8 protein-coding genes are annotated in these 14065 nt (G+C 50.5%); 5 read left to right on the forward strand and 3 right to left on the reverse strand.

What is annotated here, in order from left to right:
- Positions 1-127: 127 nt before the first annotated feature.
- The 5 genes from HJG54_RS32020 (at position 128) to HJG54_RS32040 (ending at position 7730) form a co-directional block, all read left to right on the forward strand.
- A complete protein-coding gene (locus HJG54_RS32020; RefSeq protein WP_316435840.1) occupies positions 128-1393 on the forward strand; it encodes an AAA-like domain-containing protein in 1266 nt (421 codons plus the stop codon).
- Positions 1390-5451: an AAA-like domain-containing protein gene (locus HJG54_RS32025; RefSeq protein WP_316435842.1), complete on the forward strand. Its 4062-nt coding sequence runs from the start codon at positions 1390-1392 to the stop codon at positions 5449-5451. Before HJG54_RS32020 ends, HJG54_RS32025 begins: the two co-directional genes overlap by 4 nt.
- 113 nt (positions 5452-5564) lie before the next feature.
- A complete protein-coding gene (locus HJG54_RS32030; RefSeq protein WP_316435843.1) occupies positions 5565-6227 on the forward strand; it encodes a hypothetical protein in 663 nt (220 codons plus the stop codon).
- 305 nt (positions 6228-6532) lie between these two features.
- Positions 6533-7210, forward strand: coding sequence for a hypothetical protein (locus HJG54_RS32035; protein ID WP_316435845.1), 678 nt, complete (start codon positions 6533-6535; stop codon positions 7208-7210).
- 343 nt (positions 7211-7553) lie between these two features.
- Positions 7554-7730: a hypothetical protein gene (locus HJG54_RS32040; RefSeq protein ID WP_316435846.1), complete on the forward strand. Its 177-nt coding sequence runs from the start codon at positions 7554-7556 to the stop codon at positions 7728-7730.
- 60 nt (positions 7731-7790) lie between these two features.
- On the opposite strand, the gene HJG54_RS32045 is transcribed toward HJG54_RS32040, so the two are convergent.
- From HJG54_RS32045 to HJG54_RS32055, 3 genes are all read right to left on the reverse strand, one after another.
- On the reverse strand, positions 7791-8051 hold the full coding sequence (locus HJG54_RS32045; protein WP_316435847.1) for an FmdB family zinc ribbon protein: 261 nt from the start codon (positions 8049-8051) through the stop codon (positions 7791-7793).
- Between the two features lie 91 nt (positions 8052-8142).
- Entirely contained in the window at positions 8143-9348 is a 1206-nt protein-coding gene (gene fmdA / locus HJG54_RS32050; protein WP_316435849.1) for a formamidase, read from the reverse strand.
- Between the two features lie 479 nt (positions 9349-9827).
- Positions 9828-14033, reverse strand: a complete 4206-nt coding sequence (locus HJG54_RS32055; protein WP_316435850.1) for an FHA domain-containing protein — start codon at positions 14031-14033, stop codon at positions 9828-9830.
- Positions 14034-14065 lie beyond the last annotated feature (32 nt).

Consider the following 14065-nt stretch of genomic DNA (forward strand, 5'->3'; position numbering starts at 1 on the left):
TTAAAAGCCCTATTTCATGCATTTAATTGTGAGTGATTCAGTAGAATAGAAACTTATGTATAGTTCACGTAGAAGAAATTCTATTGCTCAAAATAAGGCTGAGTTTGATGCCATTTTTGATAAAAAGTTGACCTCTAAGCAAAAGGAGGTGTTAGAGCTATTTTTGCAGAACAAGAGTGATGACGAAATTGCGTCTAAATTGGGGGGAACCTCTTCTAATATCCGAAAACACCTAGCAAATTCTTGTAATACTTTTGGATTAAGGGACTTTGAAGGCGATCGCTGTCGAGATGATTTAGTTCACTTATTCATTGACTTTAAGCCAGAGTGGGTATGTCTGGAATTACAGACTCGCTTTCGCTTCCATCCACCCTTGGAAATTCCAGAGGGTTCAGTACCATTGAATTCTAAGTTTTATGTGGAACGTTCTCCTGTAGAATCGGTTGCTTGCAAAGAGATGACTCAACCAGGAGCGTTGATCCGGGTTAAGGCTCCTGGACAGATGGGAAAGTCTTCCCTGATCAACCGGATTAAAGCATATGCGGCTCAGAAAGGTTATGCGGCTATCACTGTCAATTTAGGATCTGCCAGTACATCTAATTTTTCTGATCTGGATCAATTTCTGTACTGGTTCTGCTCCACTATTACCGATGAGTTGGAGCGGGAAGATGGACTGGATACCTATTGGAAAGCGGCGACGGGAACTAGCAATCGTAAGTGCGAGAAGTATTTGAAACGATCGCTTTTGCGGGAACTAGAAGTTCCGCTGGTGCTGTGTTTAGATAATGTGGATCGAATTTTTCAGTATCGGGCAATCGCCACCGATTTCTTTGGTCTGCTGCGGTCCTGGCATGAGCAGGCAAAAACGGATGAAATCTGGGCCAGGCTGCGGATTGTCCTCAGCTACACTAAGGAAGTGTATGTGCCGCTGGACATCAACCGATCCCCCTTTAATGTCGGGGTCCAAATTGACCTTTCCCCTTTTAATCTGGCTCAAGTTACAGATCTGGTGCAGCGACATGGACTGCGCTGGTCGGAGATAGAATTACAGCGATTGCAATCCCTCTTGGGCGGGCATCCCTATCTGGTTCGAGTCGCACTGTACCAGATTGCACAGCGAAACATAACGCTAGCAGACTTACTAAGCAGTGCCCCAACTGAAGGAGGTATCTACGGCGAGTATCTGAAAGACCTGTTGCTGAACGTACAGGAAAGCCCCGTTTTAGCCGAGGCAGTGCGGCGGATTATTGCCAGTCCAGAATCTACCCGAATTGAGACAGAAACGGCATTCAAGCTAACCAGCCTGGGGGTTGCTCGGTATGTCGGTAACGAAGTGCAGATGCTTTGTGAATTATATCGGCAGTATTTGCGTGAGCGGTTGGAGAAGGCATGAATCGTAGCTTCAACGATACGTTCAACTATCGGGTGGGGGGCAGCTTACCGGGGGATGATCCCTCCTATGTGTGGCGGCAGGCGGATGAGCTGTTTTATCAGGCATTGAAAGCCAAGCAACTGTGCTATGTGTTTAACTCGCGGCAACAGGGCAAGTCGAGCTTGCGGGTGCGAACGATGCGGCGATTACAGCAGGAGGGCATTGCCTGCGCTGTGGTGGATATGACGGCAATCGGCACAACAGACGTGACTCCAGAAAAATGGTTTAGCAGCTTTGCCGATATCTTGGTTGATCAGCTAAATCTAGACGATTGGGTCGATCTGGATCACTGGTGGGCCAAGCGCAGCCGTTTAACAGAGGTGCGACGGTTCTCTGCTTTTATTCAGCAGGTTTTGCTGCAAGAAACAACTCAGAACATTGTCATTTTTCTGGATGAGATTGATACGGTGCTGAGTTTACCGTTCAGCATGGACGATTTTTTCGGCGTGATTCGGGAATGCCACGAGCGTCGGTCTACTCTTCCAGGGTACAACCGTTTGACCTTCGCTCTGATTGGGGTCGCGACTCCCTCTGCTCTGATGCAAGATCAGGCTCGCACTCCATTTAATGTCGGAGAGGCGATCGATCTAACGGGCTTTCGCTTAGAGGAATGCACGCCCCTGATGCAAGGGTTTGCCGGTCGGGTCGCAGATCCCAGGGCCGTAATGCGATCGATTCTCGGTTGGACAGGGGGACAACCTTTTTTGACACAGCGCGTGTGTCGATTGGTGGTTGAGGCATTAGATCAGCAGTTTGAGGCAGTGGGATCAGTCTTACCGACAGAGGATACGGAACAGTGGATTGAGACGTTGATACGAACACAGATAATTGAGAATTGGGAAGCGCAAGATGAAAAGGAACATCTACGAACCATTCGACAGCGAATTTTGAGCAGTGAGCAGCGCCGAATCCAATGGTTGGGACTATATCAGCAGATTTTGCAACAGGGTGAAATCGCTGCTGATAACAGTCAGGAACAAATGGAGTTGCGATTGTCGGGCTTGGTGGTGAAACAGAATGACCACTTGAGGAGCTATAACCGCATTTATCGAACGGTGTTTAATCTGGAGTGGGTGGAAAGAGAGTTAGCCAACCTGCGTCCCTATGCTCACAATCTGCAAGCGTGGCTAGAGTCTGGGGAACAGGATAACCTGCTTCTGTTGCGAGGTGAGGACTTACGCAAGGCGCAGGAATGGTCAGCCGGAAAGAATTTGAGCGTTGCCGATTATCGGTTTTTGGCAACGAGTCAGCAGTTTGATGCGGATCAGGTTTTTGCGACAGCACAGCGGAAATCAAAGCGGCGGATTCTGATTGGCTCCGGTATCTTAGTAGCGGCGTTGATCGCTGCCATTGCTACCAGTTTTGTTGCTGCTCAGCAAAGCATCAATGCTCAGCAAAGCCGTGACGCGGCGGATGAAGCAGAGCAAAGACGGCAAGCGGCAGAACTTCAAACCCAGGAAGCACGAAATCGCCTTGAGTTGGCGGAGCGGCAGCAAGCAGCAGCAGAACGCAAGCTTGGCGTTGCAAATCAAAATTTATTAGCCGCAGAAAAACGAGTTGAGAATGCCGTGCAAACTGTTAAACGAGCTGAAGCTCAGGCGGTAAGAGCGGGGCAGGATCGACAGCAAGCGCAACAGGCAGCAGCACAGGCAAGACAAGAACAACAAACAGCAGAAAGGGCACGGAGCCAAGCCGAACTGGAACAGCAGCAGGCGAAACAGGCAGCATTTTTGGCACGGGAAGGAACTAGACTGGAACGAGCTGGAAGTGAAGCATTGCGACAATTTGAATCCAATCCAGTAGGAGCGTTGCTGAGTGCGATGTCTGCTGGGAAGGACTTACAAAACTTGGCACAGGAATACAACCTGAAGTCACTGACCGATTATCCCGCTGCTAGCCCTCTCTTGGCACTGAAAACAATTCTCGATGAAATCTGGCAACCTCCAAAAACTTTGCAAGGGCATCAAGCTAATGTCTCGAGAATTACTTTTAGCCCCGATGGTCGTTGGATTGTCACCGCGTCTTGGGATGGGACTGCACGATTGTGGGATATTAACGGGCGGCAACTAGCCATCTTACAAGGTCATCAGGCTAGGGTCTGGAGTGCTAACTTTAGCCCTGATGGTCGTCGCATTGTTACTGCTTCTCAAGATGGGACTGCACGGTTGTGGAATATTAACGGGCAACAACTGGTTGTCTTGCAAGGTCATCAAGCTAGTGTTTGGAGTGCTAACTTTAGCCCTGATGGTCGTCGTATTGTTACTGCATCTGAGGACGGTACTGCACGCCTGTGGGATATTGACGGGCAACAACTGGTTGTCTTGCAAGGTCATCAGGATGAGGTCCGAAGTGCTAATTTCAGTCCTGATGGTCGTCGTATTGTCACTGCATCTGAGGACGGTACTGCACGCCTGTGGGATATTAACAGACGACCACTGATAGTTCTAAAGGGACATCAAGGTATTGTCGATAATGCCAACTTTAGTCCTGATGGTACCAAAATTCTCACAACATCTTATGACGGGACTGCACGCCTATGGGATGTCGATGGGCACTCTCTGGCAGTCCTACAAGAACAAATGCGCAATCGAAGTACTCTCTTCAGTGCTAGTTTTAGCCCTGATGGGACTCGAATTGTAACTGCATCTGGAAGCATTGTACGCCTATGGGATGCAGATGGAATTCCTCTAGTGCGTATGCAGAGTAATCAAAATGATTGGATTCAGAGCGTCAGCTTTAGTCCTGATGGCACTCACATTGTCACTGCATCTCAGGACAATACTTTTGTTGTGTGGGATCTCAATGGTCAACAATTGGAAGTTTTAAAAGAAAATAGAACTGGATCATATACATCGCACGCTAGTTTTAGTCCTGATGGCACTCACATTGTCACTCTCTCTGGGGACGGGACTGCACAGGTATGGAATCATAATCAACCACAAGCTGCATTGATTTTACAAGGGCATCAAGGTCCTCTTTACAGTGCTAGTTTTAGTCCCAATGGCACTCGCATTATCACTGCATCTGAGGACGGTACTGCACGGTTATGGAGTGTCAATGGACACTATTTATCAACCTTGCAAGGACATGGAGCTTCAGTAGAGAATGCTAGTTTTAGTCCCGATGGTACACGCATTATCACTGCATCTGAGGACAGTACTGCACGTCTGTGGAATATTAATGGGCAACAACTTGCTGTTCTACGTATAGGGCAGTTTGTCTGGCGTGCTAGCTTTAGTCCTGATGGCACTCGTATTATTACCACATCTTTAAGTAGCACACGCCTATGGCATGCCAATGGGCAACCTCTATTAACCTTAAAAGGACATCAAAGAGCTGCTGAAGGAGCCAGTTTTAGTCCTGATGGCATGCGCATTGTCACTGCATCTCGGGATGGGACTGCACGTCTATGGGATATTAATGGTCAGTTATTAGCAGTCCTACAGGGGCATCAAAGTAATGTCTGGAATGCTAACTTTAGTCCCGACGGCACTCGTATTATTACTAATTCCGAGGACGGTACTGCACGTCTGTGGGACACCAATGGTCAGTTATTAGCAGTCCTACAGGAGCATCAGGCTGCTGTTCGGAGTGCTAGCTTTGCTCCCAGTGGCACCCGTGTTATTACCAGTTCTGATGACAGAACTGCACGTCTATGGGATACCAATGGGCACCCTCTGGCAGTCTTACAAGGGCACCAAGGTTCTATTTGGAATGCCAGTTTTAGCCCTGATAGTAGCCGTATTGTGACTGCCTCCTCTGACAGCACTGCGCGGCTATGGGATGCCAATGGAAATCTGCTGGCAGTTTTACAAGGACATCAAAAGGGTGTTATAAATGCCAGTTTTAGTCCCAATGGTCGTTGGATTGTCACTGCGTCTTGGGATGGTACTGCGAGGCTATGGAAGGTGGAAACGCTGGATCAACTTTTGGCACGGGGTTGTACTTGGTTAAGCGATTATCTTCCCTATGCAAGGAGTGCAAGTGAATTAGATCGACAGCTTTGCAAGCGGAAATGAAGGATGAAAAAATGAGAACGCCAAAGGCTAGGCAATCGAAATATTGGACTAGCGGTGGTCTATGGTCTCCAAGATCTCTGTCCAGAATAATGGCTCACCGTACAGCAATACCTATGCTGATCCAAACCGTTTACATCAATTCACTACAGAACTTAGAACAAGAGGAAACCATGAAACTATTAAAGCACATAGAAACAAACGATATTCAGAAGCCCCCATCCATCAATCTCCTGAAAGCAGGATTGCAATCCCTCACACGATCGCTTCTTTCCCTATCGTTGATCGCTGGAGTTAGCCTATCTGCTGTTGAGTTATTAGCTGACACCAAGCCAGCCGTTGCCCTACCAGCACGCAGAACAGCAATCCAATGGATTGATTATTTCAACAACTTTTACGGTTACGAGGCGGTCTCTGTATTAAGGAATGATCCATATATCGTGGCCCGTAACAGCGAGACACTTGGTGGTTTTATTTTTGTAGATGAAAATGGCGAAACGATTCGATATCCAGGGCAAACCGTGTACCGAATTATATTTGCCGCCCTCATTTTGGATTTTTCTAAGCATGGAAAAGTAGCCCAAGATATTCTTGGTGAATCTGGCACAAGTGACACTTACAACGAAAGCTTAATACCCACTTGGTCAGATTTTATTGATTATGTGAATACTGATTGGCGCGGTGAAGCAACTTGTTCAGCTACAGTGCAGTTGAATCAATCACTTGGAGCATCTTTGTGTATTAATTCTGAAGGCTCCTACTACGCTACTTTTTTCTAGTTGGAATCTAATGAGATAACAAAATAACTGATTGGTAGAACGAGGTTAGAGAAAGGGTCGATCTCACTTCTAACAGCATGATGAATATTAGAAAGAATTAATGTCAATATTAGTAGAAGCTTTCAAAAACGAGCTGTTCCACCAATATTCAGAATCTGCAACAGCTGATTCGCGACTATGCGGAAGTTCCAGGAAAGCTCGATGCCTGTATACAGGAAGTACAGACAGCAGGCATTAGTCTTCACCTTGAACTCTTTTCAGATCCTTCTCTTTCAAGATTTAATTCACACAAAGGAGGAAATTGTATGTTTTTACAGCTCGAAAAACTGTTCTCTTTGTCTGTTGCTGCTGTATCTGCTGCCGTTGTCTTTGTTGGCAACTTAGCTGCTTACGCACTTACAGCAGATGAACTATTTAGGCTCAACGAACTTTGTGCAGGACGTAAGAACTGCCAGGATCTTGTTAACATTGCTAAACAGATCACAACTGCTCAAAGCGGCTCTCCAAGTGAGCAGCGAGAGCAGTACACTTTTTCAAGTGGCGGGGTAACCTTCGTCCTTAACAACACGATGGTAGAAGTTGTATCCGGATCTCAGGCTGATCCTGGATGGGAAATATTTAGGCTTTCTCCAGCTGAAGAATTTCCCGGAAGCGGCTACATTCGCTTTATGATACGAGGATTCTATGCACAGCCAAATGGTAACGCAGTTGGACAAACGCGCATCTACTATGGTGAGTGTCCCGATCGAGCAGCTCGAAGCTATACCGGGCGAGGCTTTAGCACAATTGAACTTGAATCTGCCTACGAGTTTGATGCTCAGGGACAACGCTTTAATGTCCGAGGGCGAGGCGATAGGCGACCCGCAAGCTATGATGAAGCCGCATGGTCGTACTACGCTTGTTATCTTGCGTATGATCTCCCATTTGTTCAGCACATTCTTGAAACAGAGCAGGTTCCCGTAGATAACAATCCCTTTGAATAGCCAAGGAATCCAACTATGGTGCCTGAGCTTTCTTCGTGGATGCAAATCAACTAAGCTCGACTGGATCCATTTAGAAGAGGAGGAAAGGTCGCAGGATCAAGAAAGAGTTGTTGGAGTTGCCCTGACAAACCTGCTACCGAAAGAATTCCTGCCCTTGATGGTAACGTTTACCTCATTGTTTTCTGAACGAGTTTGTTTTCTGAACGAGTTTGGCAATTCTCTGGAATAACGACTGATATGGTGAAAATACCGAAGCATTGCTGGATTACTGGTCTAATCTACTCCATGAGGCTGCCTGAATTAGATAAAGTCAAGCTTAGACAGTGCTTTGAATATTAGAACCGTGCAGAACAATCGACAAGCCGCTAAAAGCAATGCTCTAATCGTCTACAACACCCGCAATGGCAATCTGTTCTACAACGCCAATGGTAGTCGAGCGGGCTTTGGCGAAGGTGGAAATTTTGCCCTCCTGAGCGGCAAACCTGCCATGACCGCTGCCCACTTTTTAGTTCAGTTTTAATCAAACTTAGATGCCCAAATGGGTTGTACCATTTTTACTAAACCTACCTCGACCAATCATCTAATGACCAATCATCCAAGGCCGTCCTCCAGTGTGGCTTCTAGCTCTAGGAGGCTGTGGTTCCTGATCGCGTTTCACTAGCTGAGGCTCCGGGTTAGCCTGCTTTAAGCGCAGTGAACCAGAAAGAACGGCGGGCGGTGAAAAGATTCGTTTTGCGGGCTGTTGGCAGTTGGGACAATAGGCGGGCGCATCAAATTCGGCTAGCGTGCGCCATTGATCAAAAATGCCGCATGGGTCACAACGAAATTCGTAAAGGGGCATGGGGATCCTCTGTAGATGGGTGGAGGGGCTTTGCCGTGAGCGGTTCAGTCGAACGGTGGAGGGGTAGGGGTTTAATAACGAACTACGATGTTTAGACTGGTAAGATGTTTTGATCGAAAATTTCGGTTGGAATGGCTAGGGTGGCGCAGGCATTGGGAATATCGACAATACCGCTGATGCGGCCCTCAACGGGAGCACAGCTCAGCAGCAGATAGGCTTGTTCGCCGGTGTAGCCAAATTTTTTCAGGTATTCGATCGCGTTCAAACAGGCGCGGCGGTAGGCAATATGGACATCCATGTAGTACTGCTTGCCGGTGAACTCATCGACTGAAATGCCTTCAAAAACTAGATATTCCGAGTAGCGTGGTTCCACCGGGCCTGGCTTAAAGATAGGATTGATCATGCCATACTTTTCCATTCCGCCTTTGATAATGTCTACATGCAGATCAATGTAGCCAGACATTTCAATTGCACCACAGAATGAAATTTCTCCATCGCCTTGCGAGAAGTGAATATCACCCATTGATAATTTGGCTCCTTCCACGTACACCGGAAAATAAATTCGAGTGCCTCTGGAAAGGTTCTTGATGTCGCAGTTGCCGCCATGTTCACGCGGGGGAACGGTTCGGGCGGCTTCGGCGGCTACCCGTTCGTACTCAGATGCTGGCAAGGTGCCCAAAATGGCGTTGTTGGGATTGGGCAAAGCGGCCAATACCGGAGCTTCTCCCGACAGCCCAGCGCCATAGGTGCGTAAATCGGGAGCCGTTTGGACCAATTCTGCCTCGCGTTTATTCCATTTAGCGAGCAGTTCATGGGACGGGGCACAGCCAATTAAACCGGGATGGGTAATGCCCGCAAACCGGACGCCGGGAATATGGCGCGAGCTGGTGTAGATGCCCTGAAAATCCCAAATTGCCTTGGCTGGATCGGGAAAGTGATCGGTGAGGAAACCACCGCCGTTCTTTTTATCGAAAATGCCGGTGAAGCCCCACTCATCACCCTGGAGCGCACCAATATCGAGCAGATCGACGACCAAAATATCACCCGGTTGGGCACCATTGACCCAAATCGGCCCACTCAGCACATGTACAACCGTGAGATCGACATCGCGAATATCATCTGGACTGTCATTGTTCTTGATCTGTCCATCGGTCCAGTCTTTACATTCAATTCGAAATACATCACCAGGATTGACGGAAACTACCGCAGGGATATCCGGGTGCCAACGATTGTGGCCCGGTAATTCCTGTTCAGTCATTGGCTTCGTCAAATCAACTTTGAATAGCGTCTTAGGCATGAAGTTGCTCCTTGTGTACCAAACCAAATCTGGTGGATTCCGCCTCACCGGCTGCAGGCGATTGGCCCAATCTTGTTTTCAACTGACCTGCTTCAATTCGCCTTCAATTGGCTTACGTTGATTCGTCTGTAGTCTATCTCAGTAAGCTGTACGAGCTGATCATATGACGATATGTTCATATAAAACAGAACAAGTTTAGAAAGTTGAGGAGAAGGTTGAAATTAATCTGATTGAATAAACTTTATGGATAGCCAGGTTTATTTAGAAAGTATTGAACCGATGGATGGTTTATCCAATCTAAAATCAATCCCGACTACCAGGTGGAGTCAGGCCAGGTTTCCCGCTTTCAGCGAGACTTCTGTGCGGCAGGCACGCGATGCGTGCGGAATCCAAACGCTTAACTATAAAGACCACAACTACAAAACTAAAAAAGTTTCTTCTGATACAAATTGCTGGAGTGCTCTTCTGGCTGGCTGGCTTCACGAATGATGATCCGTGGTATTCGCAGCAGGATTCGCTGGAAAAATTGTTTGGTCAATCAAGCCAGTTTCATCAAAGCTAGTTTGGTTTGGATCCAGCTCGGCTCCTACAATGGTGACTCGTAATCCGACTTTGCCTAGCCGAATTTCATCGCCGTCTGCGAGGGCATAGTCAGGCAGGCTTTCTGGAGAAGGCTGCGGTTGGTTTTGGGATGGATTAATGGCGCGGCGTCCAATCATTTGACCATTGACGTAAGTGCCGTGCAAACTGCCCAAATCGCGGATGCGGATCATGGGCGGATTAATTTCCAGAGCGCAGTGATAGCGAGAGACGGTGTTGTGCTGTTCGTCGTTGGGTAACTGAAGCTGACAGTCTTTGGCCCGCCCGATAATGCAGGTGGTTGGTTCCTGAAACACAAATTCCTCACCAGTGAGGCTGCCCGATGTGACGGTGAGGGTAACTCTGGCGGTAGGTGAGTCACCAAAAACCGTGGTGAATTCCTTGAAAGCGGTGGCAAATACGGTCGAGTCGGGCTGTTTTAGGACGGGTTGGGCGGTTGCCGCTTGGGCCATTCGCATCAGCTGCTGTCGGACTCCTTCGACCTGAAGCCAGCCATAGCCCGCCTGTCGTAGCGTTCGGAGCAAGCGCGAAAAGTCGGTTTCAGTCCAGGTGGGGTTGGGTTTCAGTGCGGCCAGCACGGCTTTGGGATCATCTGAGTTGGCGGGTGTGACGGCGGTTTGCAGAGCCAGGAAGGTCTCTAGATAGGGTTTGGCAGCCTCATCCCAAGCGGTGGCTGACTGATCGGTCAACTCCCAATCCAAAATCCACAGTTTGGAACTGTGGTCGTCACTGCCCGACAGCAGGTAGCGACCCTCTGGGCTCCAGGCCACGGCTCGCACAACGTCTGGATGGCCGGTGAGGGTGCGCAGGCATTCGCCGCTGTTCAGGTTCCACAGCTTCAGAGTTTTATCATCGCTGCCCGATACCGCGTAGTTGCCATCACCGCTGATCGCCACTGCCCGTACCGCCGCCTGATGCCCAGTCAACGTCCGTAGACAATTGCCATTGCGGTTCCATAGCTTCAGCGTGTTGTCAGCACTGCCAGAAAGTAGATGACGCCCATCGGCACTAAAAGCAACAGCACTGATGCTCGCACTGTGACCTGTCAGGGTTTGCAGAGTTTGCCCAGCCATATCCCACAGTTTCAGCGTCCGATCAGCACTGCCGGTCAGCACCGCTCGCCCATCGGGGCTAAAAGCCACGGCGGTGATTGAGGCAGGTTGGGCGTCGAAGGTGCGGAGACAATAGCCAGCTGCGGTATCCCAGAGTTTGCAGGTGCGATCGGTACTCCCCGACAGCAAGAAGCGACCATCTGGGCTAAAGGCGACCGCATTCACGGCATCGGTGTGGCCTTCTAGGGTCCAAACACATTCTCCGGACTGAATATGCCAGATTTTGAGGCAGCCATCGGCGCTAGCGGAGACGGCATAGGTACCATCGGGGTGAAACTGCACGGCGTAGACCGCACCCCGATGCCCTTCAAAACTAAGCAGACAGCGGCCTGTGGTTAAATCCCACAGCTTCACGGTTTGATCGGCGCTGCCGGTGAGGGCGCGACCGTTGGTTTGCACCGCCACGCTATAGATGCGGCTGGTATGGCGCTGGAGGGAAGGCTGCTCCCACACCTGATTCAGGGCTTGGCGCGGCAGATAGAGGTAGAGATCGAACCAGGCTTGATCGGCTTCGGGAGGCACATGGCCCGACTGGGAACGAACTTGGCGCAACTGTTGAGCTGCCGTGGCATACTGCCCCTGCTGAACTGCGGTTTGAGCCTGCATCAGGGCTTGCCGAGTCTGGTGCTCTTGGGTTGATAGGGTCTCCAGCGAGCGGCTGCGCACCAAATAGAGCGGAGCAACCGGCGATGCATCTCGACTCACGGCCCAGAGATTGAGGCTGGTGGCGTCGGCAGAAAGGGCATAGTGGCTGCCAGCCTTAATACCAGACTGGAAGTCCGACAAATCAGAGCTGACGCGGAGTGCTTGAACTCCCAGCCCATGCCGTTCAAAGGTTCGCAAACAGCGTCCCGTTTCGATCTCCCACAGCCGCAGTAGCCGATCCTCGCCGCCGGTCAACACCCAGTTGGCATCGAGAAAAGCGACCGACGTGACACGAGCTGAGTGACCTGCCAGGGTTTTGGCTACATCTCCACTCTCTGCATCCCACAGCCGCACTACCGAACCTGCCGTTAGAATTTGCTCGCCATCTGGACTGAACACGGCTGCGGTCAGGTCATGGAAACCTTGCAGGGTCTGCACTGTTGCTCCGGTTGCCAAATCCCACATCCGCACAGTCTGATCCTCACTCACTGATAAACAGTGCCGCCGATCAGGACTGAATTGCACAGCAAAGACGGGTTGCTTGTGGCCTCGGAACGTCTGGAGGCAGCGGCCCGTTTCCACATCCCACAGTTTGACCGTCTTGTCGGCACCGCCGGAGAGGAGGTACTGGCGATCGGCGCTAAAATCAACTGCCAACACCGGAGCCTGATGTCCACTGGCCCGATTAGCATTAGAGCCGATCAGTTTCTTGGTTGATACAGACAGTCGCTCTAGCAGCTTGTCTACCGGACTCTGGTAGGTGAGCCTGCGCAGCCTGAGGCCATCGAAAGTGTGTACCAAACTGGTAGAAGTGAGATTCCATAGCTTGAGCGTGTTGTCGGCACTGCCCGAAACGACATAGGAACCATCGGGGCTAAAGGCTAGGGCCGTTACCTCGGCTTGGTGGCCTCGAAAGACATAGAGACACTGGCCCGTTTCCACCTGCCACAGCTTCACCTGTCCATCTGCTCCACCCGAGAGCGCATAGCGACCATCGGCACTGAGGGCGATGGCTTGAGAGGGCTGGCTACTGGGGGTAGGGTTACTGCGGTCAGGGCTGTTTCGGTTAGGGCTATTTCGATCATTCAACTGCCGCAGCCATTGGCGGCTGGGCGGTTGGGTTAGGGCAAAGCTGCGGACAGCTTCCAGCTCGGAGGCGAGATCGTCCGGTAGGCCCTGGGCAGCGTCTAAGCTGGCCAAGGCGGCTTGATAGTCGCCTCGCTCTAGCTGCACCACCCCAATCAAGTAGTCTACGATGGGTGCTTCGGTTGATGCCCCAATCGTGCGGCAGGATTCTAGCTGGCGTAGCAGCGCCCAGTCGTCGATTGCCCCTAGTCGCCAATTCAGCAGGCCCCGGTTATAGGTCGAGGTGGCATGGTCAGGCTGCAGGGAGACGGCTCGTTCCCATAGGGCAGCGGCGGCCTCTGGCGCGTCTAAATCCAATTGGCAGAGGGCCTGATTGTTGAGCCGGTCGGCAAGTGAGCTGGCAGGTGAAGCTTGGCGGGGATAGGTACTGGCGGTCAGGAGTTGGTAAATGGTTTGTAGCCGCTGGGCCACCTGTTGCATATCCACCGTGGTGGGGGTGGTCAAACAAGTTTGCAGCAGGTCCAGCAGCGGTTCGGGTAAGGCTGGAATCTGGGGAAAGGAATCTGTCCCGCTTGCGCGATCGGGCGAGCCAGTTTTGAGATAGGTGGCCAATACCTCTGCCGCAGAGCCAGATTCTACCCGTTCACCTAAAAACATTTCTAGTACAGTCAAGCCCCAGCCCTCGACATCGCTGAGTGCCGGATGCAGACCACCACCCGCGGCCCGATGGGCATTGGTGAGGCCAAAATCGCCCAGCTTGGCAACGGTTTTAGGAGTTAAATAGACCGTATCTGGGCTGACATTGTGGTGAACAACGCCCTGCTGATGGGCGAAATCTAGCCCCCAGGCTAGCTGAATGGCAATATCGAGAATCCGCCGCAGAGAGGTTCCGCCCCGATAGAGATCGCGATTACGAATCCAGGTGCGCAGGTTGCTGCCGGAGCTGTATTCAGTGAACAGCAGCAGCAGGCCGTCAATCTGACGCAGGTAATAACAGCTGAGGATATGAGGATGCAAACCGAGGTTAATCCAGGCAGCCACATCTGTCTGTAAAGCTTCTACCCCTCCCATGGACGTGATCAAGTCGGGTTTGAAGCTGCGGATGATCAGGTCGGTTTTCCAGGTCAGATGGGTGGCTTTGTAGATCTCCCCCAATTCGTCTTGACCCAGAATCGCTACGATTTTGTACCGCTTCAGCAGAATATCACCCGCTTGCCACTGGGTGCTGATTTGATTGGACATAGGCAGCCAAACCTCTCCCCATCTTTTGAGGT

Origin of the sequence: Leptolyngbya sp. NK1-12, assembly GCF_032598965.1 — a bacterium.
Lineage (GTDB): Bacteria > Cyanobacteriota > Cyanobacteriia > Elainellales > Elainellaceae > Elainella.